Here is a 25,636-nt window from a genome sequence, read left to right on the forward strand (position 1 = left end):
TCCTTATTCATACTGTAGTAATAATTTTCTTAGAAAAATTAATTTGATTTTCATCACGTATACCATCCAACTAAACTGTTCTGTTTAAGATTCCTAGTTATTGTTTTTTTGAGCTGAAATAAACTGCAAAAAGTTGGACTGGTCTCCTAATTAATAGCGTATAGTAGCTTAATTGCTGTTGAGTTTGCTTCAACCATTTTGTCGAATGGGACAGCTACGTCTTCTAATTGATACAAGCCGGTGATTAATGGTTTGACATCCACTTGCCCAGTCGACATATAGCGTAAGCCGGTTTCCCATTCGTAGCCTGGGAATGGTGCGGAGTAGGACATCCAAGAACCGGTTACTTCCAGCTCACCACGCAGGATTTTTTCAAAGGTTTCAGGATCAAGAACAACATCTTTAGTGCTTGTTCCTACATAAACCACTTTTCCACGTTTGCTGACAAATTCAATCGCTTGTTTTTGTGTAATAGAGCTGCCGGCAGTTTCAATTACCGCTTCAGGTGAACTATTTTCTTTATAATAGTCCTCCAAGGTTTGAACCATTGGATTGACCACCTCATCGGCCCCAATTTCTTTAGCAACTTCTAGTTTCTTATCATTTAAGTCAACGACTGTAATTTTGCCAACACCGATCGCTCGTAGGGAAAGCACAGTTAATAAGCCGATCGTTCCCGCACCTAAAACTAAAACATCTGCTCCAGCTGAAATGTTAATCCGTTCGATACCATGGATCGCAACCGTTAAGGGCTCAACCAAAGCCGCTTCCTTTAAAGAAAGGCTGTCAGGTACTTTTACGCAATTCTTTGCTGGTACAGCCACATATTCAGCCATTGCACCTTGTTCGCGAGAACCAATAAAACTGTAATTGGTACACATTGCTGGTTCACCCTTTTGGCAATTTTCACAAGTCCCGCAAGGAACCAGCGGCGCTACTGCTACGCGATCACCAACTTTTATGTGGGTAACTTTCTCGCCAATTTCTTCAACTACACCAGAAAACTCATGACCTAATACTTGAGGAAAGGCATGAACGCCTCCCTCAAAATATCTTGGCAAGTCTGATCCGCAAATTCCGCAATAAGCTACTTTGATCAGGACCTTTTCTGGAGCAGCAGTTGGTTTATCAATTTCTTGTAATTCTAGTTTATGCTTATTAGTTACTACTAATGCTTTCACCAGCTTCATCTCCTTCAAACTCTTCCACTTCTACATATAAGGTATTCTTTTTGTATTTGATAAATGTGTAAACAAAAGCGGCAACATATAAAACTAGAATAATGAAGAAGCCTGCTCCCATTTTGAAAGTCAATCCATTTGCCAGTAAATAAGTGATTGGACTGCCGGCTTGATCAAGAGAAGAAACACGTTCGCCTGCTCCAACTAACCCAACATTTTGTCCCAGCAATGTTTGCAAATTAATCATTTGGTTAGAAATCCAAATGGTCATGAACATAATGAACGAACCAGAAATCAACGTACGGAACAAATTACCTTTGTGTACCCCAACGGCCATTGCAATAAAGAATCCGATTGTTGCCAAGTCACCAAATGGTAATACCTGGTTGCCTGGTACGATAACTGCAATCAAAATAGTTAAAGGAACAAAGATTAAACTAGCTGCGATAACTTGTGCATCGCCTAAAAGTAATGCTGGGTCTAAACCAATCCGCAATTCACTACCTTTGAAATGTTTGTCTAAAAGATTACGAGCAGCTTCTGAAATTGGAATTAAACCTTCCATGATCAACTTAACGACCATTGGCATCAAGACCATAACAGCAGCCATTTGAATTGCTAGCTGCATAGAATCGCCAAAGTTGTAACCTGCTAATAGACCGATCACTAATCCTAGAAATGCCCCGACAATTGTTGGCTGTCCTAAGACACCTAAGCGAGACTCGATTTTTTCTGAAGTAATGTTGATCTTATTAAGTCCTGGAATTTTTTCAATCAAATCATCAATTGGCACTGAGAAAATGCCCATATAAGCAGAAGAACCGTGTGGAATTGAAATTCCTTCTAAACCAAAGTACTCATCGGTTACTGCACCAAACATATCTCCCAGTTTATAAGCAATAATCGCATGAATGACAACACCCAAAATACCTAGATAGAAGCTGCCAGTCGCCGTTTGTACGATCGCTCCAGTGAAAGCCATATGCCAAATGTTCCAAATATCTACATTGACTACACGAGTCATTTTTAGTAATAACATCAAAACGTTCACACCAATAGCGACTGGAATAGCAATAAGTCCTAAATCTGAAGCCCAAGCCATCGGTGACGTTCCTGGCCAACCTAAATCAACTACGTTTAATCCAAGATTGAAGTTCTCCGCCATTGATTCAGCGGCAGCACCCAAGTTTTCTGTCAGCAGGCTGATGACTAAGTTAATACCAACAAAACCAATTCCGATCGTAATCCCTGCTCTTAACGATTTACCAATTCCTTGCCCTAGAAGTAGACCTAAAATTAAGATAACGATTGGCAGCATTACGCTTGCACCTAGATCAACAATATATTGAATAACTCCCATGATATTTTCCTCCAATAATTATTTTTTTAGTACATCCAAAATCTTTTGTTCAGTTGCTTCCATGTTGACCCCTGAGATAAAAGCAACGCCATGAACAACTGGAACACCATAATCCTTTTTTACTTTTGCAGTTGTTACAATTAAATCAATGCCATCTTTTTTTGAATCCAATTCATTCACTCGACACTGTGAAACCTCTGCTGAAATGCCTTCCCGTTTAGCCAGTTCGCGAATCTTATTCGCCGCTACTGTTGAAGTTGCTACTGCTCCGCCACATGCTACAATTACTTTTTTCATCTGTTTATCTTTCCCTTCTTTTATAAGAACGCATTCACAGCTGCTAAAATTTGTTCCTCATCGGTTGAGTCAACCAATTGATTGACGAAGCCTTCTTTTTGAATCGCTTCGATTAAATTTTGCAAAACAGTTAAATGCTTTTTGCCATCTTTCACTGCCAACATCACAACAACATTTACTTCAATCGTATCTTCATCATCGCCGCCCATTTCATTAAAGACGATCGGCTCAGTTAAAGTTACGAAGAGCAGCTGATCGGAATTAACTAATGATCCATCCGTATGAGGAATAGCCACACCATGTTTGACTGGTAAACCAGTTGGAAATTCTGCCTCCCGATCCTTCAATGCCTGTGAGAACCCTTCTCGTACAATATCTTTTGCCATTAAATCAGCGGTTAAGCGGTCAAATAATTCCTCTTTATCCTTTACCGTATACTGGCAATACAAGAAATCCTTTGTAATCATGTTTTTCCTCCTTAAGATGTTTCTGACAGTTTGCATTTGATTTGCATAATCATGATAACAACCTGCCAAGTGTTTGTTTTGTTGGCTTCTGTTGTAATCGTTATCATCATAATAGCATATTATTTTGCTTTTGCAATACTTTTGTTTGCATTTTGTTCAAAAAGATCTTTTTTTAAGTCAAAAAGCCAATAAAAACAGTCGGCATCCTACTTCGTATTGCTTTCTTTTTGCAAAAGTGCTACTATTGACAAAAAAGAGAAGGAGTTGCAAACAATGATACATTTAATTTGCCCTAATCCTGCTATCGATCGTACACTGTTAATTGACGGCTTTATTGAAGGAAAACCTAATCGCCCCTATAAGGTAAAGGAATTTGCTGGAGGTAAAAGCTTCAATGTAGCTTATGCACTGGGATTCGAACCATCACACGTTGATTTTTGTGTTCACACCATCGCAGGTGGACGAAATGGGGATTTATTAGAAGAATTGGCAAATGCAAACAATACCTCTCTACAACTAACAGAAGTCGATAAAAACACTCGGGTATGCAACATTGTAATGGATACGAAAAACAATCAGACCTATCCTATTTATGAGAACAGCTTTGATTTGAATCCAGAGCTGCTCTCTGCTTTTACCAACAAACTAAAACATGCTATTGCTCCTGGTGATTATGTTGTCTTCAGCGGCTCATTAATGAAAGGGATGCCCGGTGACTACATCGCTAGCTTCATTAAAGAATTTCAAGAGAAAGATGTAAAAGTTTTTGTGGACACTAGTGGTGAAGCCTTGGTTCAGGCCTACAAAGCACAACCTTATGCTATAAAAATTAATGATGAAGAAATTTTGGATCTATTCCCGAATTTAAAATTAGATACAGTGGATGCTTACGCTGATTTATTGAAATCAGATGCTGCAGCAGAGACTCCTATCTTTATCATCACTTTAGGTGCTAAAGGGATTATCGCTAAAATTAATGATCAAATCATTCATGTACAGGCGCAAGAGGTCGCTGCCAAAAATCCAATTGCCTGTGGTGATTTCTTTCTAGGCGGATTAGTCAAAAATATACGTTTGCAAAATGATGCCGTAACTACGCTAAAGAAAGCTATCAGCTATTCAACGGCCAATGTCCTAAGCTGGTATCCAGAATTAAAGCAAACAGATATCGATGCAATTTATGATTCGCTGGAAGTAACTAATTATTAATCGAAGGCGCACAAAAAGAAGCAACTAGTCGAATCAATTTGACTAGTTGCTTCTTTATTCGGCGGAAATTAGTTCAATCCCATGTTCATTTAAGGCATCATAATCCTTGTTATTGTCTCCTAAAGAATCGGTGATAACAATATCAATTTCTTCGAGTGAGGCCGTGCGGTTAAAAGCCATATTGCCAAATTTGCTTTGATCTCCCAAAATAATTACACTTTGACTCTGTTCAACCATTTGCTTAGAGACTTGGACTTCTCCCATATGATGACTAGTAACTCCCGCTTTGCTTTCGATGCCGCTGCAGCCAAAAAAGCCAATATTCACGAAAATCTCACACATATTGTTTAACGCAAATTGTCCAAATAGCGAGGACTCGTTGCTTCTCAGTAAACCTCCAGGAATAATAATGTCAATCTCGTCATTTTTCAACAGCGTATTAATGATCGGAATGGTATTGGTTACGACCGTAATATTCTTCATTTTGCAAATTTCTTTTGCTAAAGCCAAAGTAGTCGTACCATAGTCCAAATAAACACTATCACCCTCTTCAATATAGCTAGCGGCTAGTTTGGCAATTTTTTCTTTGGCATGCCAACGTTCGATTTTTCGTTTTTCATAATCCGTTTCCCCCGTTTGATTATCTAGAATTGCTCCCCCATGAACCTTTTTGATCATCCCTTCTTTTTCCAGGGTGTTTAAATCACGGCGAATCGTTTCTCTAGTTACTTTTAAATTTTGACTTAGTTCATTGATTCTTACAGAGTGCTTAGTATCCAAAGAATCCAGAATATACTCTTTTCGTTCAGTCGAATTCATTATTTCACTCCTTACTATGATAAAAAAAGAGGCAGTAATGCTGCCCATTGCCAGTTATAAATTGAGGAATCAAATTCTGTTAATCTTTTCACTAATAAAGTGATTAAAACCGGTACTAGCAAATCCACTGTAGTTCAGTAATTTGTCAGTACCGTCTTTCCATGTTTAATCTTTTAAAACATCAAGAATCTTTTCTTCAGTGGCTGCAATATTCACACCTGAAATGAAGGCTACACCGTGAACAACAGGAACACCATAGTCTTTCTTCACTTTCGCGGTTGTTACGATCAGATCAACATTGTCTTTTTTTGATTCTAACTCGTTTACGCGACATTGCGAAACTTCTACCGGAATCCCTTCTCTTTTAGCTAACTCTCTAATCTTGTTAGCGGCAACCGTCGACGTTGCTACGGCTCCACCACATGCTACAATAACTTTTTTCATCATTACGACCCTCTTTCTCTTTAATCCAGCCTTCAAATATTTTGTAATCGTTACCATTATAATAGCACATATTTTTGCTTTTGCAACATTACATTTTGCTGTTTGCAACAAAAGGCAAAATTAAAGCGAAAAAGACTCGCGTTATAACGTAAAAAGGCAAAAAAAGCAGCTACAACACAAAGTATCACAGCCACTTTAAATCTTATAATCAGTGTGAATCAAATAAACCTCATATCATCCTATTCTTCTTCTGAGCCATCAATCAATTCCACTCCCTGTTGTGTTAATTGCTGTTGCTCTTCTTTGTTTCTTGACTGGTCGGTAATAACAATATCAACCTGATCAAATGTAGCGGTTCTATTGAAGGCCACCGCGCCAAATTTACTGTGATCAGCTAGAATAACGGTCGTTTGGCTGTGCTGGATCATTTCCTTGGAAACCAAATTTTCTCCAGTATGGTGAGAAGTAATTCCTCGTTCCATATCAATTCCGCTGCATCCAAAAAAACCAATTGAAACATATATTTCCTTAATATTGTTAGAGGCAAAAGGCCCGTACAAGGAAGATTCATTGTTTCGAACAATTCCTCCAGGCATAATTAAATGAATCGTTTTATTCTTTAGCAATAAATTGACGATAGGAATCGTGTTTGTCACAACCGTCAGATTTTTCATTTTGACAATCTCTTTGGCTAAAGCCAAGGTTGTTGTTCCATAATCCAAATAAACAGTATCCCCTTCTTCAATATAAGAGGCAGCCTTTTTGGCAATGATCGCTTTTTCGTCATGAAATTCATTTTTCCGTTTTTCATAATCCGTTTCCTGATTAGAAATTTCTAAGACAGCACCACCATGAACCTTCTTAATAATCCCTTTTTTTTCAAGGAAGTAAAGATCTTTACGAATGGTTTCACGAGTGACTTTTAACTGTCGACTAAGCTCTAAGATTTTAACTGTATGATTTTCCTCTAATTCTTTAATAATAAAATCTCTGCGGGCTGCTGAATTCATTGGCTTCTCCTTTGCAAATCGAATTTTCTCTTCTTCATCTTAACACAAATAATTTGGCATTTTAAGCTGTTGAAACGCCTTTTGCAAAAATTATTAAAAACAAATAGCAAATATTCTTCGCAAGTAATTAATCACCTATTGCTTCTCTTATTCTCGCAACAGTTTTTTTCATGCCATGAAGTTTCAAATAGCTCAAATTCTCAACAAAACAGTCATAAAAAAGTTACCCACTAATTAAAAATCAGCGGGTAACTCCTCTTATTTAGATTGCTTCGATCGTTTTATTAATATGCTACCGGAAAGAATTAGTAAACATACACCAAACACTATAAACAGTGTCCCACTTAGGTCATTTGTCTTAGGCAATAGTGAACGCTTGGAATTCGTAACTGGTAAATCTTTTCTGTTTATTTGACTTCCAGGAGGAATGTTCTTTCCTCCTATGCCACCTACACCACTTTTTTCTGTCTCAGATGATTCAGAAGTAGACGAATCTTTGCCCGATGAATTACTCGTAGTACTACTGTTGGAATCATCAGTAGTACTTGGAGCAGGCCCTGGCGGCTTACTCGGTTCTGGTGGATCTAATGGATCTGGCGGTTTTGGTGGTGGAACATTTACAGTATAGACACCTAAGTGCAGATTAATTTGTTCATAACAATTGTCTGCCATATCCTTCAATAGAGGAAAATCTTCACTTAATACAGTGTTCCAACCAGTAATTCCCGACAGCTGATTATCTTTATCAACTTTCGAGCTGGTAGCTTTGTCACCTGTATCAAACGTGGTAATTTTCTTATTCTTCAAAACAGAAGCCTTCTGGTCAAAGGAGACAATATATTCACCAGTTGCTAAATACTCAAACGCATAATTGCCAGCAGCATCCGTTTTTATTCCCTTCAATGACTCATCTCTCAAGTTTTTTAGCACCAAAACATAATTAGACCCATCTTTTCGGTACAAGGAAACAGGTACGTTTTTCAGTTTGGGTTCAGCACTTTGCAACTGCCCATCCCTATTTTCATCTAACCAAACTTTTCCACTAATTCTTCGGCCCTTAACTGAATGTTCAACAATATTTGATGAAATAGGTACTTTGTAATCCGAAAGTGAGTTGCCAAAAGCTTGATGACGATAAGAGTTGCCATAGCTGTTTTGCTTGTTTTTCAGGTCAAGATGAATCGCTGTTAATTCTTTCGGTTGAAGCTTTTGTTGATATTCGTATAAGACAGTCTGTACATTGGATAAATCTTGACTGCTTCCAGTATATAGATACCAGCCATTTTGCGTTGTATCGATCAAATTAGGGTTTTTTTCAGTAACCAAACTATCATTCAGATAAATAGCGATAGATTTACCGGGATCAATGTCAGTTTGAATGCCAGTGAGTTCATTCTGTCCTTCGAAATTATTGCCTGAATAGCTGCCATCCTTTGGCAATGGAATAATACCTCGCACTTTTTCTTCTTCACGCATTGTTGAATAAGGAACAATACTTAGAGTATACGCTTGATTAACTTCCTCTACAGGAGGGGTAATCGTTTGATAAATTCCTAATCGGCCGATATTCATGACATTGATAGTGGCAGTTGCCGTTCGTAATTCATCTTGACTAGTATCCTTTTCAGTACTAATGATTGATTGAACAGTTAACTCAGCAACATTATTTGTATAGTTAATATTGATATCATCAAAATTCGTTTCAAATTCAATATTTTTCAACAGAGCAGTTTCTTCTGGTGTCGAAACTGCTTTTATGGTCCAGATTAAAGTTTGAGATTTATCAGGATTAGTTATCACAGTAGGCTCTAAGCCTGCTTGATCATATTTTCCAGAGCCGTATTGATAAGACAATCCCGGCGGCAATGTTACAGTCCAGAAAATTTCATCTTCTTCATTGTAATTCTTACTGGCAATCAATCCGTTGTCATGAATCGTCCATTTGGCATTTTCTGTACTGTGATAGGTACTCCTTTCTGCCTCGATCGCATTACTGACCTTAACTGGTACAATTCCTAACGTGTCAAATTTAGTGTGCCCTTGCGCTGGTTCTTGTAAAGAAACCAACTTATTGTCCTCATCATATTTAGTTTCCTTATGGATAGCATAGCCATTTGAAATACTATACCTACTTGGCTCATTGTAGCTGGCTGACGGATTATCAGGATTAAACAGTGGTCGATTTTCATCGCGAAAGACATCCATTTCAGCTACATAAATATTGGGTGTATCTTTTGTCGTGCTAGATCCCAGCTTCTCAGTAATGATGGTCAGCTGAACGCCCTTTTTGTTGTTGCTGGCATTATACTTCCATGTGCGAGCAATTGGTAACCGACAGTCTATTAAAACAGCCCCCACCTTATCATAGGTCTGGTTACTGGCAATTGTAGCACCATCGTACCAATCATAATCCGTTACATTTGCTGTTTTTAGATTTCCCAGTGAGTTAGGGTTTGTCTTTTTACTAATACCATACCAGTAACCTTTTCCTGTATGCGGATAGCCGATACTGCCAAAAACGGGGACAGACTGCAGCAAGAGCTCATTTGAGTTAAAATCTTCATTGGTCATTCGGAAAGCATCTGTATTCCATTTTTGTAAATATTGATAGCCGCCTTCCACAGTAGTATCACCAAATGTTCCACCACTAGAAAGAGCAACCTTAGCACCACTTACTGTCTGACCGTCACCATAAGGATCAATATCGTTAGCTATTGTGTATTTACCAAACGGGAGCCCAGTATCTGGATTTTTAAAATTGGCTGACAGCGTTCCTTTGAGTCCAGGAACTTCATTACGAATAGCAAATTCGGTAAAACTCTCCTTAGTCTCCCCTTCGTCGTCGATGAACGAAAGGGTGGCATTGTAATAAAGCGTATTATCCAATTTTTCAGGATTTAAGCTCCCCTGATAGGTATAATCATTAGAAAGAAGCAAATCTAGATTCTGGTTTGTAAAAACCTTTTCGTTCGGACCATAAACAGTCCTGCCGGTATAACCATCCGCTCTTCGAACTGGATAAGATGCGCCGATTTGATAATTTTTTACATCAATTGTGACCTCGTTTTTTAGATCGTATTGATCAATTTCATATTTGCCGCTATCCCATATACTATTTAGTTCATCATAGGATGCTTTATCAGACCTTTTTGAACCTGCCCAATAACTCCTTGAATCATTAAACTCTCTCAGTTTATACTCAACATTGGCTGTATTGCTCCAAGTGTTAGGGTTACTGCTGATTAAATTTGATCCTGTATTAACAATATAATTATGATGATCGATAATAAAAGGAGACTGGTCAATACTGTTAAAATCTAAATCATGAACTGGCTTAACATGATTATCCCAAACAACCCGTCCCTTCAAGTTTAACTCCATTTGTAAATCATCTCTTGGGAAAGCAGCACCCTTAATATCCGTTTTTCCTGGTAGTGGTACGGCCATCAGCTCTACCCCAAGCGGAATCGTTCGATGGTTTTTATTGAACGTATCTGCGGTAACTAACGTCTGAGATGCAAATTTTACAGTCCCATGTGAAATTTTAGGAGCAATACTGACTTTACTGCTAACCGTTCGAGGAATTACTTGCGTGAAATCTGCCTTAATGTCTTCACTAGTCACATCAACACCGTCAATACTTATCACTTGAACATGAAATTCTGGTTGCAATACTGTCCCATTATCTGCCCCCAAGACATTTACTACTACTGGAAATGTAACTGCATTACCAGTTGCACCAACAACGTATTCATCTTCGAAGGTCACAGTATTATGAGTGTAGTCATTAATGGAATTGTCAGCAAATACGGCATTTGTTCGACCTGCAACAATTCCGTTATGCAGAGTACCAGTGACTTTGATTCGAATATTATTTAATGTTCCACCACTTGAATCATTCAGCGTCATTTTTATCGGATAAGTAATCGTATCAAACGAACGAACAATCTGATTATTTGGGGAGGCATCATTACCTGGATTACTATTTACATCGAAATTTTCTGTGCCATCAACAATTTCAGCTTCATTCAAGTCTGCGTGAAGGGTAAGTGAACTGCTTAGAGGAAGAAAGGAGGTACTTGGTTCCAAGCCTTGAACGTTTGCCTTTTTTTTAACTGAGTCCGAACTATCATTGATTTTAGAATCTGATTGCTGCAGTTGATCCTGCTGGATAATTAATCGTTGATTAGTAGCTGAGTGTTCAACATAAAGGTCATTTTCATCACTTAAGTAATCTCCTTTTAGTTGAATTTCAACTGTAGTATCCTTTGTCATAGGATTAAAATCTAAATTTATTTGCCGATTCTGGTACGTACAGTTGCCTATGGTTTCCTTCGTTTCTTGATCGATTACTGGTAGGTTTTCAGAATCGATTAAATAATTATCAGAAATGTCCAACGTAATTTGTTGTTCATCCTGCGATTCAGGAACCGATAGTGATAGTTCAGCTGTCAGCTGTTGATCTTGGTGTTCAATTAGCTTAAACGATATTAATTCTATTGGAGTATCTGTTGCTTCAGCTAACGAACGTGTTGCAAAAAAAACAGGAGCTATAACAGATACCAGTAGAAGAAAAACAGTTAACCCGTTGACTCGTTTATTTATCATTAGTTTATCCCTCCTTTTGTAATAAAAATTGAATATATTGTTATGAACGAATGAATCCAAATTATTAAACGCCTTGTTTAATTATATAAGAAATGTACGATTCAATCAATAACGGATAAAGGTTAGAAAGTAACTGCAATAAACTGTAAGTATTTATAAGTGTTATATTTAAATAACAAATGATGATGAAAGATGTTTAGAACTAATTAATGCTTCATGTATGAGCAAATAGTATGAATGATCTACCTTAATAGCATCGATTCGCATTCTTATTTTTATGTAAATAAATAATTAAAAAAATATTCACTTTTTTTTATTATCTTCGTATTACTTTGTGGTTTGCAGTAACTCTTTGCTTTGTTTACACTAAGAGGAATTTTTCGTAACGCTAAATTAGTCAAAAACGCCAAAAGGACAAATCGAAAGCTCGACTTGTCCTTTTGGCGCTATTCAACAGAATAGTTAATTTGAAATAGAACATTCTAATTCAAAACTATTTTTTTAAGGGACGGATAATATCTAATGAAAAGATATCTATCGTAAAATTATCCAAGATTCTCAGCTTGATGATGATTCGTAGAGCATCAATAGCTTAACCGCTCGGGTTGGACAATAATATATACGCCTCGTGTGCTGATCCGTGCTAGCAGTGCTACTACAGTTTGCATCAAAAATCACTCGGTTTTCTTTAACCTATCTGATCCTGTTTCATTTAGTCAACCTGTAGAAGAACCGATTTTTGATGGTTTCTGCTTTGAAAGCTTTGCTAGTATCTGGAACTTCCACCCGTAATAATAGATTTAAACTTTTGACAGCAGCCTCATGTTTCTTGTGTTGCAAAAATCAATGCCTCATAAGGAGCTAAAGAATTTTGCATAGTTTGTCGATCCGAATAATTCTTGATGATAAACGTTCCTTCTAATTTTTGCAACTCTTCAGGAACAATCTGCTCTTGATCGGAAAAGTTTGCTAAAACATACCAGACCGTATCTCTATAAGTTCGTTTATAGATAAATTTTGTTGGATCGTCCTCATACAAAAGCTCGAATTCACCTTCTGTTAAAAGCTCCTCCGTATGACGAAGCTCAATCAGCTTTTGATAATAATTGAAGACTGATTTCTTACTGAGTTGATCAGCAGCCACATTAATAGTCGAATAATTTGGATTCAATTTGAACCAGGGGGTTACTTCACTAAATCCAGCATTTTGACTATCATCCCATTGCATTGGCGTACGAGCATTGTCACGGGTAATTTTATGAACCGCCGCCAGAAATTCTTTTTCTGAAATAGTCTGCTGCTGTTTTACATAAAACTCATAATTGCCTCGCAACTCTACATCCTCATATTCATCAATTGCAAACTTTGGATTGGTCATACCAATTTCTTCCCCTTGATAAACAAATGGCGTTCCCTGGAGTCCATGCAAAACTGTTGCAAAAGCTGTTGCACATTCGAAACGATATTCCTCATCATTCCCCCACCGGGAAATGATTCGGGCACGGTCATGATTCTCAAAATACAAGGCATTCCATCCCCGACCTCGTAATTCTTTTTGCCATGAAGCTAAAATCTTTTTCAAAGCAGGTAAATCCATCGGTTTTAATGCCCAACGACCATTGACATCCCCCTTTACCCGATCCACATGCATGTGTTCAAAGGTAAAGATCATATCTAACTCTTCTCGTTGTGGATCTACTAGTAAGTATCCATCCGTTGATTTAGCTGCTGGTGATTCACCAACACTCATCATAGAAAAGGGCTTTAAAACCTCTTGGTTCATTTCATGAATAAACTCATGCATTCGCGGCCCATTTTGCTGATTCTCGGTAGTGAATGGTCTGGGATTATCTGGGAAATCTAAATCTTTAGAAATAGAGGTAACTACATCCATCCGCCAGCCGTCAACACCTTTAGATTTCCAAAAACGCATCATATCATAAATATAGGAACGCACATTCGGATTCTCCCAGTTTAGATCTGGCTGCTCTTTAGCATAATAATGCAAATAGTATTGTTGACGAGAGTCATCCCAGGTCCAAGCAGAACCGCCAAAACTGGAGCCCCAGTTATTTGGCTCAGACCCATCCGACTTGGCATCCTTCCATATATAAAAATCGCTAAAGTAATTTTCCTTGGATTTGCGACTTTCTTGGAACCAGATACATTGATCTGAAGTATGATTTGCCACAAAATCCATCACTATTTTCAATTTTTTTTGATGTGCTTCCTCGATCAGTTGATACATTTCTGCATTGTTGCCAAACATTGGATCAATCGTACGATAATCCGCAATATCGTATCCGTTGTCGATTTGTGGTGATAAATAAATGGGGCTGATCCACAGCGCGTCAACTCCGAGCTCTTTTAGGTAAGGAAGCTTTTCACGGATTCCATTAATGTCGCCAACGCCATCACCATTTGTATCATTGAAACTTTTCGGATAAATCTGATAAAAAACTGCTTTTTTCCACCAGTCGTTCATTTACTCATCCTCTACTTTCTTTAAAATCCATTGTTGACTATAAAAATCTTTATGCACTACATCAATTGCTAAACCAAAAGCCATTAATTCATCCCCGTAACGTTTTTCACCGCTTGGTAGCTGGTACAACGTTTCTGAATTTAAACCAGTCAACTTCAATCGTTTTGACGGTGAATTAGGTTTAGCATGAATTTGGACGTAAGATACCACTACCTGCTGATCATCGATAAACAGCCAGGCTTTAGCATTATCCTTTACTGGTACCGCCAAACGATAGAATTTTCCTAACTGTACAGTTGAGCGAATCAATTTAAACTGGTCTATTTGTGCTTGAATTTCCTGTTTTTCTTCAGTTGATAATTTGGACAAGTCCATTTCATAACCGAAGTTTCCTTGCATGGCAACCACACCGCGGGTATTCAAAGGAGTTACCCGCCCAATTTGATGATTTGGTACTTGAGAAACGTGTGCGCCCATGGAAATTGCTGGATAAATTAGACTGGTTCCTTCTTGAATTGTTAAGCGTTCAATCGCATCCGTATCATCGCTAGTCCAGGTTTGTGGCATATAATACATCATTCCTGGATCGAAGCGACCACCACCTCCAGCACAGTTTTCAAACAGAATCTCTGGAAATTGTTCTGTTACTGTTTCTAAAACACGATACAATCCTAGTATATATCGATGATAAAATTCTTTTTGCTGACTATTAGTAAGAATGTTAGAACCTGCTTCAGTCATGCTGCGGTTCATGTCCCATTTTACATAATCAATATCGTAACGCTGGAATAATTCTGATAATACTTCGATTAAGTAATCCTGCACTTTAACATTGGCAAAGTCTAATACAAATTGTCCACGAGAGTAAGATTTCAACCGGCCGGGCACCTCAATACACCAATCAGGATGCTTCCGATAGAGGTCGCTATCCTCCGAGATCATTTCAGGTTCCACCCAAATACCAAAATCCAAACCAATTTGTTCAATTTGGTTAATAAAATGCTCCAATCCCTGTGGGAATTTTTGCTTATCCACGAACCAGTCCCCTAATGAACTGCTAGTATCATCGCGATGACCAAACCATCCATCATCTAGAACAAATAGTTCTACTCCTAGTTCTTTAGAAGAACTTGCTAGCTCCAATAGTGATTCTTCCTGTAAATCGAAATAGCAGGCTTCCCAACTATTCACTAAAATCGGACGTTCATTTTTAGCAAACTTGGGCGGCATCAGATAATTTTGATAAGCCTGGTGATATTTATGAGTTAATTCCTGTAGTCCATGTTGACTATATACCAAAACAGCTTCTGGTGAAATAAAGGTTTTTCCTGGCTGCAGCTGCCAATCAAATAGCGTACTATTTATCCCTATCTGCATTCGGACAGCGTCCTGCATCTCCACATCAACGGTTGCTTCGAAGTTTCCACTGTAAACTAAATTCATGCTGTAAACTGATCCGGTAGTTTCAGTAGTTTCCTTATCCATTAAAGCAATAAATGGATTGTGCTCGTGACTGCTGCTGCCGCGTGTACTTTCCACTCGGTAATTTAGTTGGCTTAAGGGTGTCCGCTGAATATGCGTTTCTCGTGCCCAAGAACCACTCAAGTGCAATAAATCTAAATCATTGGTCGGCAGTTCGACACATGCACTGTTCAGCTGGTTAATTTCTAATTTGTCTGAACTGTTGTTTCTTAGTTCAATATGACGAGTGATGAGATCCGCCTCTTCATAGAGAGTGTAAAATAAAAACATACTGACCTGTTGGTAATCATCCTGCAGCGTGATTTTCAACGTTTCACAATCAGCACTCTCACGCAAACTAGGCAATCCCTCTAAACTCGGTTTCCCTTCACTAATTTCATGAGCAATATAACGAAAATCACTGATTTGTGTACCGTTTTGAAAAGATAATTGATAAGCTGGTTTACGCAAATCACTATTTCCAAAAGCCGGATATTCTTGTGGTAGGCGTTCTAACTTGTATTCTTTAATATGATCCGTATCCGCTATGTAGCTTGCGCGCTTAATCTCTTTCAATACATAATCGGGGAGACGCTTGGCTAAGCGACTCCCCCAATATAGATGAAAAAGATGATTGTGTTCGTTTTTTTGCATGAAATAACTTGTTTGTTTTCCTTGAAGATGGAAAATACCGGTTGCTTCATCAAACGTAATCATTTTTTCGTCCTCCTATGCGACTCCTAGTGCTGATAATACAATTCCTAAAACGATAATTCCTAACATTAGAGTAGTAATGCTTACCTTTTTCTTTAATAAATAGTAGCAAAACAAAGTTAACAGTAAAGGAACAATGCCCACAAAGATTTGATCCAGCATTTCTTGAAGCTTCATCACTGTTTCGCCCTGCATATCAAAGGAAAGCTTAGTTTGGAAGACAACCATCGAACTAGTCATAGCACCTACCATCATTAACCCAACCATGCTGGCACCTTTAGTCAAGATACCGATCAAACCTTCAGAATAGAGTTTTTCAATATATTTCGATCCAAGAGAATAGCCTAAGAAAGCGCCGTAATATCTAGTTAGCCATTGCGGAATATTAAACATTGCCAAGAAAACTATCGGAGCCAATACATTCCCGCTAGTTGCCAGACCAACTGCTAAACCAGCTGAAATAACGCGCCAAACTCCCCAAAAGATTGAATCACCGATACCTGCCATTGGTCCCATTAAACTTGTTTTGACAGCATTAATGGAAGCTACATCAAAGCCTTCTTTTTCAGAATTCTCTTTTTCCATAGAAGCTGCGATCCCCATGATGAAGGAAGCCATTGGAACGGTTGTATTAAAGTAAGACATATGGCGAACCAAAGCTTCTTTACGTTGTTCTTCATCTTTATAAAAAGCATTGATAAACGGCATCATAGAGTAACAAAATCCGTTGGCTCCTTGTTTAGCTGGATTTACTGAAACATACAAGGTTTGCGAGCGCCAAAACATTTGACGGACTATTTTTTTCTCTTCTTTGGTTAATTCGTTTCCTAGTTTACTCATGCGAAAAAGTCCTCCTCTTCTTGATCAACTCCATCGGTTGCTTGCACAACAACTGGTTTTGCTTTTTCTAATTTATTTAATTGGTAATCTCGTTGAGCAATCAAGATCGCAATCACGAAGGCGATTCCTGCTACTGCAACTAGTGGAAGCTTAAGATACGCAACGAATATGAAACCTAAGAAAAAGAAAACGGCGATCTTGTTTTCCCATAGCATTCTTAACAACATAGCCATACCAACAGCAGGAAGTAAGTTGCCCGCAATAGATAAGCCATTCATAATAACTTCTGGAATCATGTCCAAAGCTGCTTGCACAGCATTAGCACCAAACAACATTGCAAAGAATGGAATAAGTGAATAGGCAAAATACCAAACGGCCCAAACTCCGTAATGTAAATAAGTAAATTGTTTCTGCTTTCCTTCTGCTGCTAATCGATCAAACACAGGTGCCATTGAACCACTGAATAAAATATAAATAGCTAGTTTAATTTGTTGACCTAAAATACCAATTGGCAAAGCCAGCGCAATTGCCGCATCTACTCCACCACCTAATTTGATGGCAAATCCAGTTGCTAAAGCTGTTGCTAAACCAGGTTCTGCTGCTGAGGCACCACCAATGTTGATGACGCCCATAAAAATTGTTTCTAACGCTGCACCGATCATTAAGCCTGTTTGCAAATCACCCATCAATAAGCCCAAGAATGGTCCGACAACGATCGGTCGAAACAGTAGTGAAAATCCAATTAATTCATGTCCTCCGACACAAAGGAAGACAACTAATCCTACTAAAAATGCATCCCACATGGTGTAACACCCCTCATCTTATAATTTTTGATCCTTAATTATCGTACTAGCTAATACTTTGTCTTCTGTCGGTACCGCTTGAAAAGCAGTCTCTGGATAAACTTCAACTAATTCTTTTAGTGCCGCAATTTCAGAATCAGTCAGCATAACATACTTAGTGATTTCTTTTTTTGGTTCGTTGATCATTTTGCCAGCATTGCCAATATTCACATATTCAATTGTTGGAATTTCTTTAGCAATTTTCAACGCATCCTCGACAGTTTTTACTAGGACCATCAAATTCATAGCACTCGCTTTTGGATTTTTTAACAAAGCGATGGCACCGTCGATATCTTTCATAATTGATTTAATATTACTGGGTACTGCCATCTGCAGTGCCATTTTTTGAGTATCATTATTGGCCACTTCGTCGTTAGCGATAACTAAACCTTGCAGTTTTAATTCTTTAGACCATACCATGGCAATCTGTCCGTGAACCAATCGTTCGTCTACTCGTAATGCTTTAATCATAGTTATTATCTCCTTTATTTATGCGAAGAAATCTTCTTCATTCACAGTCTTTTCTATAATTGGTGTTACTAGCTGCATAGCATTTTTACTTGTTTCTAAATAGTGCCCCAAATTCTCTACACTCAGATTCTCTTTATTTAAAACAACCTCTAAAATCACTGGCAAATTGAAACCAGCAATGATTTGAACTTGTTTCCCCTCACTTGCCAATAAAACTTTCTGATTCACGCTGCCGCCGAACAAATCCGTGAAAACTACTGCTAATTCGTCAGCTTCTAATGAAGCGAAGAATGTTTCTAATTGTTCATCAATAGGTGGCTCTTCTTCCACATAGGCTGATAAAAACGCGATTTCCTCATTAGGAATGAATAATTCTAACGTGCTTTGTAAGCCTTTGGCGAAATTCCCATGAGTTGCGATTGCAAACTTTGTCATCTCGTTCCCTCCTTCTCATTTATAATATAAGCAAGTAGCGTGCCAACTATTCCAAACGTGCTTTACCAAGGTCTCTTAAGCACAAAAAAATAGTGCTTAAAAAACTAAGCACTATTTTTAAGCTTAAAAACGCATTTTAAGCAGTTCGTACATTAATGACAGCTCATAGTCATCAACAAAGATATTGTATTTCCGTTCAATCGCATGAAATATATTTTTTGAGACCGAATAAAATTCTTTCCGTTCCGCATCCAGTGTTTCTTCGTCAATAGCAGCTTCCTCGTTTCGACGTGAGCTGACCATCATCCGCTCAATCATCAAGGCAATATGCATATAAAGATTCAATTTATCGCGACCTGTCAAAGTTAATTCATAATACTGTTCATATTTTTCAACAATTTCCTGAACTTCTTTAATCACAATCTCAGGATTGAGAAATTGTAACCGGGCACCGATCCCCTCAATCGTGAAAAATTGCAGAAACTGTTCTAACAGCTTGTTGCAAGCAGTCTCCAATTCCCCATTTTGTATAAGCAGTCGTTTTACTAAGTCGGCACCTTCTGGCTCCATCACATCATAAATATTAATGATCGAAATTTCTTTGAAGGAATCAATATCAGTAGTGGTCAGAATCATTTGTGTATTGGCAAAATAATCTAGCTCATGAGAATTCAGAGTTTGTTTTAAATCCTTGTAATCCATCGTGATAATTTCTGTTTCTTCGGCTAAACAGTCCATCATAATTCGCTTGATTTCTTCTGAAAGACCTGCCCCAGACATACAGGAAACAATAATATTGCGATTTTGTGACAGCCCTTCATAGTACTGCACATTAGTTAGTTCACTATAATGTTCTGCTTTTTTGGCGATTTCTTTAAAAGGTACCTGCTGTTGAACCTGCAAACCAATGTCTAAAGCCATCGAAGTAGTTAAATTATTAATTACCATCAAATCAGCATCTGATTGCTTTTTGATTTCTTTGTACATTTGGCTCAGGGAGCCCATATCAAATAAAACGATCACCTCCTGATCCCGCCGATTTTGCTTTTGCAGGAAAATCTCCACTTCGATAATAATTTCCTTAATCGATGCATCAATTGGCATATCAAAAGCTTCAAATAAGTAGGTTTGACACAAGCTGTTCACTACCCGCTGAATACTAGAGGCCATATTTCCGTGCGATAACAGCAAACAGAAAAATGGTACCTTCTCAATTGTATGATATTCCTCACCTATTAGAATAAACAAAAGCAAACATTGCAGCAGCTCAGTTCGTTCAGTTTCAATTGTAAAAATTGGCTGAAGTTTACCTACAAACTCCCCAATTAAATAGTAGGAACGCGGATAAGTAGATTTGATTTTTTCAATCATGCTGCGATTTTCTAAAGTTGCTGAAGATTCTAAAAACAATGACAAAATCAGCGCAGCTTCTTCTAAATCTTCGGATGACAATTGATTAAAAATTCCATACGCAGTCTGGAATTCGATAATCTGCTTCTGAAGTTGCTGGACAAAACTATCAATAATCAATGAGTTCACTGCCTGACTTTGCAGCTGTCTTCGAACCTTTTTCAATTCCTTCCGAATTGAAAAGCGACATTCATTCATATCAGTGATCTTCTCTGGAGCAAAAATTTCTTCTATTAAATAGCTGAAGCTCTGCTCAAATAATTCTTCTGTAATTTGTGATGAGACAGTCTCCTTTGAGATAAAAATGATACCTTCTGTTGCATTCCCTATTTGAATCACTGATTCAGCTTGCTGCTCCATGAAAACTCGAGCACAAAGTAGTCTTACCCGATTTTTCAAGTCACCCAGATTGCCCTTGTACTGCTGATTAATTAACTGAAAGACTTCAGTTAAACTCAAGTTAAAATCTTTTTCCAAATTTTGAGCTTCTCTTACAAAATTATCAAACGTAATTTCTAACCGTTCATGAATTGGCCGTTCATGAAAAGCCGGCAATTTGATCGTCATGGGAACACGCCGTTGAAAAGTTCGCAGCAGCGATTTGTCCAATGATTCAGTAGTAGCAAAAATGAAACGTAAATCCACTTCAATTGGCTGCTCTTTTTCTCCTAAAGGATAGTACTGCCCTAAATCGAGCAACGTAAACAATTTCTCTTGATTTTCACTGTTTAACCGATGAACTTCATCTAAAAAGAGAAAGCCTCCATCCGCCTGCTTAACCAACCCTTCTGTGTCCTGATCTGCTCCGGTAAAGGCTCCCTTGCGATAGCCAAACAAAACGGAAGACAGCAATTCTGGATTATTCGCATAGTCCGCACAATTCAACGTGACAAAGTTAGCTGACGGAGTGATTACTTTTTCTTCAAGCGCAAATCGGTGAATCAAAGAAGCCAGATAGCTTTTTCCTACGCCTGATTCACCAGTGATCAGAATCGGAAAACCTTTAGGCGGATAGGTAACTGCTGCCTTGCATTCATCAATTTCTGCCTTCAAACTGCCCTTAGCACCGATAAATTTTGAAAATGCATCCTTCTTCTCGGCAATTGGTGTCCAGTAAACAGGACGGGTACCATTTTTCTCAACTAAGCCTTCATTTAATAATTGCGAAAGATAAGTAGTGACAACATTACGGCTAAGGTGTGTACTCTCAGCAACATCATTGGTGGTAATTTGTTCCTTCAATTCAGACAACTCTTTTAGATGGTCCAATACTACATAGCGTGATCGTTTCATTACAATCACCTCCTCTTAATCTGTAGGGTAATCCATGCCCCAATCACGGCGAATCTGATCGGTGAGGGTTAATAAATCTAACGTAAATTTAGGTGGTACTTCCTCGAGTTCAGTGTAGCCAGCTTCTATACAATCCTTCACAGCTATCCACTCATAGGTATAACCTGTCATTCCCTTAGGCAACTGCTGGTAATAAATTATTTCTCGCTCCTCATTAAAAACCTCTAATTGATTAAATTCTGAGGGATGATCGATTTTAATATAGCCTTTTTCTCCACTGATTAAAGCACCATTCAAGGTTTTTGCCTGAATGGTTGCATTTAGAACGCCACTGCTGTCATTGCAATAATTAAAGCATAATGTATGTTGTAAATCGACACCTGTTTCCCCTATGTTTACTATTGTTGTGTAATCGTTATAGTCGGTACCGAAAGTTTCAAAAAGTAAATTTAACCCATAAATTCCTGTGTCCATCAGAGCACCACCACCAAGCTGCAGATCAATTAATCGTTGATTTGTTCTACTGTTTCCACCAATATTGGTAATCAATGATTTGAATGAACCAATCAGTTGATTCCTTTGGATTTTTTGTAGTTCCTTAAATACTGGATTAAATCGCGTCCAGAAAGCTTCACCCAAAAAAAGATTTTTTTCTTTAGCCAATGAGAACAGCTCAGCAGCTTCACAATGATTTAACGCTAAGGGCTTTTCACATAAGACATGCTTGTTCTGTTGAAGAGCTTCTCTTGTATATTGATAATGATAAATATGTGGTGTAGCAATATAAACCAAGTCAATTTCTGGAAAATTCAAAAAATCCTCTAATTGATTAGTGAAAAAGGGTACTTGATGCGTCACTGCAAATTCCTCAGCTTTCTCAAGAGTTCTCCCATAAGCAGCAATTAAATCAATTCCCTCAATTTTTTTTATTTCCCGCGCCATAATATCAGCGATGGCCCCGATTCCAATAAATCCAACTTTCATAAAACGATCTCCCCGCTAGTGTATAAGTAAACTTATCATAAAATAGTTAGTAAACGAATACAATAGATTTTACTAATAAAGTGAGAAACAACTGAGTGATTAGTAAACAGGTATCCTACATTAAATGACTAAACGTTCGTGGTTCTATTCAAGTAGCTAGCTCAAACTTATTCTGAATTTACAAAAAATCCCATGGAAATCTCGATAGTTAGATCTCAAACTTCAGCACCTTAATTGTTTGTTTGGTTTCTGCAAGAACTTCTTCAATAATTTTCTTAACAGATTTAATCTCATGTATTGAACCAGAAACTTGTCCCGCCATTACCGAACCATTTTCAATATCTCCAGCTGCTGCTTTTCGTGCTGAACCCAATGTCAGCTTTTCCAACTCTTCAAAGGGAATGTTTTCTTTCTCCCGTTGTCGGTATTGCTCAATCATTTTATTCTTAATACTGCGAACGGGTGCGACGCTGTTTCTACCTGTCACTACGGTATCCAGTTCCCCGGCAGCTGCTACAAATTCTTTTACATTTAGGGGAATTGGGCATTCCTCAGACAATAAAAAGGCTGTGCCCATTTGAATCCCTTCAGCACCTAAAGCAAGCGCGGCCGCCATCCCTCTTCCATTAGCAATTCCACCCGCAGCAATTACAGGAATTTTTACGGCTGTTGCCACCTGTGGAACCAAGACCATGGTTGAGAGCTCGCCAATGTGCCCGCCAGCTTCCGAGCCTTCAGCAACAACTGCATCCACTCCCAGAACTTCCATTTTTTTTGCTAATTTTGCACTAGGAACTACTGGAATTACCTTGATGCCAGCTGATTTTAATTCAGGCATATATTTTTTAGGAGTTCCTGCTCCAGTTGTCACAATTTTTACTCTTTCTGCCACAATTACCTCTATCAGCTCTGGAATATTTGGTGCCATCAGCATCAAATTTACCGCAAAAGGTTGATCGGTCAATGCTTTACAAGCAATAATTTCTTCCTGCAGTTCAGCCGCAGTCATCCCCTCAGAGGCAATAATTCCTAGCCCGCCAGCATTAGAAACCGCCGCAGCTAAAGGATACTTGGATATTTGAGCCATCGCTCCTTGAAAAATGGGGTACTTAATACCTAATAATTGAGTAATTGCTGTCATTTAAACGCTCCTTTTTACGGATTCTATCTTTTCTATTTATTATACACGATTATCCTTTTCCCTAATCCTTTAGTATAATAAATCTATTGGCTGAAAAGGAGTATTTTATGAAAAAATCATTGATTCATTGGTTAGGTTTATTAGGTATTGTCAGTTTGATCTCTTATACTGCCGCAGTGATCTTTAGCCCATTAGCTTATCCTGGCTATCGCTGGATGGAGCAGGCGGTAAGTGATTTGAGCGCGTCCAACTCGCCGTCTCTTTTGCTATGGAATCAGTTGTCCTCTCTTTATGAGATTTGCGGAATGATTTCTATCATGATGGTTTGTGTCTTTATTCAAGGAAAGCTTACGACCGGACTACGAATTGGTATTTATTTATTTGCAGCCATGAATTGGGTATCTGCGATTGGTTACGGCATGTTTCCTCTTTCCGATAAATGGGAGGTCAGTTCTTTTCAAAATACCATGCATGGTGTTGTTACGGCACTGGTTGTGCTGCTATCAGTTTTATCATTAGTAATCATCATCGTTTCTGGCTATCACAACAAAACCTATCCTTCATTAGCACTTTGGGCTGCTTTGTCTTTTCTGTTAATGCTGGCAGGAGCCATTGGCGTTGGAATCGTTCCGAAAGAATTTTTTGGTATAGCTGAACGTTTTAGTGTTTTTGCGGCAACTGGCTTCAATGCTGTTTTGGGCATTTACTTATTCAGAGGGTTCAATTTTAAAAAATAGTTGGCTGATGTATAACTAATGGAAATGTCAACATTCTGACGAAAAAAAGAGGAAGGCTAGCTGCCTCCTCTCATTCCTTAGTCCATTTCATCGACAACCGTCGTTAACTTTCCAGCTTCGATATTTTTATAACCTAATTTAAATACTAAAATAGTAATGATATACAAAATAAAAGGCACGATGAAGGCTGCCAGCAGGATTCCCGTTTGAGCCTCAGGCGATTGATCTTGATTCGATACATAACCAAAATGATTTAAAATAAAGCCTGGCGCTGCACCTCCCAAAGCCATAGCTACTTTCATAACAAAAGAGTTTAAAGAGGCGATCAATCCCGCACTTTGTACATGCATAGTTTCGTATACCCGATCAACATTATCAGCCGAAATACTGTATTGAATGGTGTTGATTAGTCCGAGTCCAAATTGAATGAACAAATAAAATACAATGAAAAGAATAACCTGCTGCCGGAAGAATAAAATGGCCACCATCATGCAGCTGGCAATAAAAAGGCCCAAAATATAAACATTTTCCTTGCCTATTCTTTTGGAGACGCTGGGAACAATCATTCCAGCGAACAGGGCCCCAAAAAAGCCGACTAAACTAGCCATACTAAATATCCGTTCATCCCCTAAAATGTAGGTAATGTAATACAAAATTGTACCATTGAAAATATTCGTCGCCGCTGTAACAAAAAGCATTGATACGAAAAGGACAGAAACACTTCGGATTTTAAAAATGGCTACGATGTCCTTAAACGAATAATGCACCGCTGCTTTTTCCGGCTCCTCTGCTTCTAAATTCCTTTCTTTTAAACAAGCAGCACCAACAATTGTAAAGAACAAAACAGTTAGTACTGTACCGATGATCAGCAATAAATACCCATCAGTCTTATCAGTGAATGAAGCAATAGCTAACGGTGCCAGTACATTCAGAATGGTTGGCCCCACTGTATAAGATACACCTTTAATAGAAGACAAAACATTTCGTTCATTCTCATCCTTGGTTAAAATAGGAATCATACTGTTCAAAGGAATATCCATCAAATCGAAGGTCACTCCCAGTAAAAGGTAAGAAATACCAATTGCCAATACCTGATGCTGAACAAGCAGTAAGGGAGCAAACCAGACAAACAGATAGTTGATGCAGCAAATAATGGTTCCTAAAACTAAAATTACTCGATATTTTCCAAAACGGGTCTGTGGAAACTTATCAATGAAGTAGCCGAGGATAGGATCGCTGATCCCATCAAACATACGTGACACAAGAAACAGCATGGCTACAACGGCTGGATTGATCCCAATCACATCAGTGTAAAAGATTAATAAATAGGTGTTCAGTAAGGTCATAATCGGAATGTTTCCTAGATTGGTCAAGGCAAAACCGATTTTTTCCTTTAGGCGCATCTTCTTTCTCATGATTTCTCCTCCA

20 protein-coding genes are annotated in these 25,636 nt (G+C 38.2%); 2 read left to right on the forward strand and 18 right to left on the reverse strand.

Going from position 1 to position 25,636, the window contains the following annotated elements; genetic code table 11:
* Positions 1-146: 146 nt before the first annotated feature.
* Genes IGI46_RS19640 through IGI46_RS19655 form a run of 4 tightly spaced genes read right to left on the reverse strand, consistent with a single transcriptional unit; the run spans position 147 to position 3,305 of the window.
* Positions 147-1,190 (reverse strand): galactitol-1-phosphate 5-dehydrogenase, encoded by a 1,044-nt coding sequence (locus IGI46_RS19640; RefSeq protein ID WP_429965064.1) that lies wholly within the window; start codon positions 1,188-1,190, stop codon positions 147-149.
* Positions 1,159-2,541, reverse strand: a complete 1,383-nt coding sequence (locus IGI46_RS19645) for a PTS galactitol transporter subunit IIC (RefSeq protein ID WP_207703205.1) — start codon at positions 2,539-2,541, stop codon at positions 1,159-1,161. The genes IGI46_RS19640 and IGI46_RS19645 overlap by 32 nt, the downstream gene beginning before the upstream one ends.
* An 18-nt stretch (positions 2,542-2,559) precedes the next feature.
* The gene (gatB, locus tag IGI46_RS19650) at positions 2,560-2,838 is read right to left on the reverse strand and encodes a PTS galactitol transporter subunit IIB (protein WP_429965063.1); all 279 of its coding nucleotides are present in this window, start codon (positions 2,836-2,838) and stop codon (positions 2,560-2,562) included.
* 20 nt (positions 2,839-2,858) lie between these two features.
* The gene (locus IGI46_RS19655) at positions 2,859-3,305 is read right to left on the reverse strand and encodes a PTS sugar transporter subunit IIA (protein WP_429965062.1); all 447 of its coding nucleotides are present in this window, start codon (positions 3,303-3,305) and stop codon (positions 2,859-2,861) included.
* Positions 3,306-3,578: 273 nt separating this feature from the next.
* Between IGI46_RS19655 and IGI46_RS19660 the strand changes: the two genes are divergently transcribed.
* Positions 3,579-4,514 carry a 1-phosphofructokinase family hexose kinase gene (locus tag IGI46_RS19660; RefSeq protein ID WP_429965061.1) on the forward strand — a complete coding sequence of 312 codons (936 nt, stop codon included), beginning with the start codon at positions 3,579-3,581 and terminating at the stop codon, positions 4,512-4,514.
* 54 nt (positions 4,515-4,568) lie between these two features.
* Here the strand turns inward: IGI46_RS19660 and IGI46_RS19665 are convergent, their stop codons facing one another.
* From IGI46_RS19665 to IGI46_RS19725, 13 genes are all read right to left on the reverse strand, one after another.
* Entirely contained in the window at positions 4,569-5,333 is a 765-nt protein-coding gene (locus IGI46_RS19665) for a DeoR/GlpR family DNA-binding transcription regulator (protein WP_429965060.1), read from the reverse strand.
* A gap of 165 nt (positions 5,334-5,498) precedes the next feature.
* Positions 5,499-5,780 (reverse strand): PTS galactitol transporter subunit IIB, encoded by a 282-nt coding sequence (gene gatB, locus IGI46_RS19670; RefSeq protein ID WP_207703200.1) that lies wholly within the window; start codon positions 5,778-5,780, stop codon positions 5,499-5,501.
* A gap of 236 nt (positions 5,781-6,016) precedes the next feature.
* Complete coding sequence (locus tag IGI46_RS19675; protein WP_207703199.1) at positions 6,017-6,787, reverse strand: DeoR/GlpR family DNA-binding transcription regulator; 771 nt, start codon at positions 6,785-6,787, stop codon at positions 6,017-6,019.
* Positions 6,788-7,045: 258 nt separating this feature from the next.
* Positions 7,046-11,395 (reverse strand): SdrD B-like domain-containing protein, encoded by a 4,350-nt coding sequence (locus IGI46_RS19680; RefSeq protein ID WP_429974100.1) that lies wholly within the window; start codon positions 11,393-11,395, stop codon positions 7,046-7,048.
* Positions 11,396-12,215: 820 nt separating this feature from the next.
* Positions 12,216-13,880, reverse strand: coding sequence for a glycoside hydrolase family 13 protein (locus IGI46_RS19685; RefSeq protein WP_429965057.1), 1,665 nt, complete (start codon positions 13,878-13,880; stop codon positions 12,216-12,218).
* Entirely contained in the window at positions 13,881-16,058 is a 2,178-nt protein-coding gene (locus IGI46_RS19690; protein ID WP_429974101.1) for an alpha-galactosidase, read from the reverse strand. It lies immediately after the preceding gene.
* 12 nt (positions 16,059-16,070) lie between these two features.
* Positions 16,071-16,895, reverse strand: a complete 825-nt coding sequence (locus tag IGI46_RS19695; RefSeq protein ID WP_429965055.1) for a PTS system mannose/fructose/sorbose family transporter subunit IID — start codon at positions 16,893-16,895, stop codon at positions 16,071-16,073.
* Positions 16,892-17,698 carry a PTS mannose/fructose/sorbose/N-acetylgalactosamine transporter subunit IIC gene (locus tag IGI46_RS19700; protein ID WP_429965054.1) on the reverse strand — a complete coding sequence of 269 codons (807 nt, stop codon included), beginning with the start codon at positions 17,696-17,698 and terminating at the stop codon, positions 16,892-16,894. Before IGI46_RS19700 ends, IGI46_RS19695 begins: the two co-directional genes overlap by 4 nt.
* Before the next feature lie 18 nt (positions 17,699-17,716).
* Positions 17,717-18,208: a PTS sugar transporter subunit IIB gene (locus IGI46_RS19705; protein WP_429965053.1), complete on the reverse strand. Its 492-nt coding sequence runs from the start codon at positions 18,206-18,208 to the stop codon at positions 17,717-17,719.
* Between the two features lie 18 nt (positions 18,209-18,226).
* Positions 18,227-18,643 carry a PTS sugar transporter subunit IIA gene (locus IGI46_RS19710; RefSeq protein WP_429965052.1) on the reverse strand — a complete coding sequence of 139 codons (417 nt, stop codon included), beginning with the start codon at positions 18,641-18,643 and terminating at the stop codon, positions 18,227-18,229.
* A 123-nt stretch (positions 18,644-18,766) separates the two neighbouring features.
* A complete protein-coding gene (locus tag IGI46_RS19715) occupies positions 18,767-21,346 on the reverse strand; it encodes a sigma 54-interacting transcriptional regulator (protein WP_429974102.1) in 2,580 nt (859 codons plus the stop codon).
* A 15-nt stretch (positions 21,347-21,361) separates the two neighbouring features.
* Positions 21,362-22,330 (reverse strand): Gfo/Idh/MocA family protein, encoded by a 969-nt coding sequence (locus tag IGI46_RS19720; RefSeq protein ID WP_429974103.1) that lies wholly within the window; start codon positions 22,328-22,330, stop codon positions 21,362-21,364.
* A 208-nt stretch (positions 22,331-22,538) separates the two neighbouring features.
* On the reverse strand, positions 22,539-23,471 hold the full coding sequence (locus IGI46_RS19725) for a DUF561 domain-containing protein (protein ID WP_429974104.1): 933 nt from the start codon (positions 23,469-23,471) through the stop codon (positions 22,539-22,541).
* Positions 23,472-23,578: 107 nt separating this feature from the next.
* Between IGI46_RS19725 and IGI46_RS19730 the strand changes: the two genes are divergently transcribed.
* Complete coding sequence (locus IGI46_RS19730) at positions 23,579-24,208, forward strand: DUF998 domain-containing protein (protein ID WP_429965048.1); 630 nt, start codon at positions 23,579-23,581, stop codon at positions 24,206-24,208.
* A 77-nt stretch (positions 24,209-24,285) separates the two neighbouring features.
* Here the strand turns inward: IGI46_RS19730 and IGI46_RS19735 are convergent, their stop codons facing one another.
* Positions 24,286-25,623, reverse strand: a complete 1,338-nt coding sequence (locus IGI46_RS19735) for an MFS transporter (protein WP_429965047.1) — start codon at positions 25,621-25,623, stop codon at positions 24,286-24,288.
* Between the last annotated feature and the right edge of the window lie 13 nt (positions 25,624-25,636).

It is taken from the genome of Enterococcus sp. AZ163 (assembly GCF_050498925.1).
Classification (GTDB): domain Bacteria; phylum Bacillota; class Bacilli; order Lactobacillales; family Enterococcaceae; genus Enterococcus_A; species Enterococcus_A ferrettii.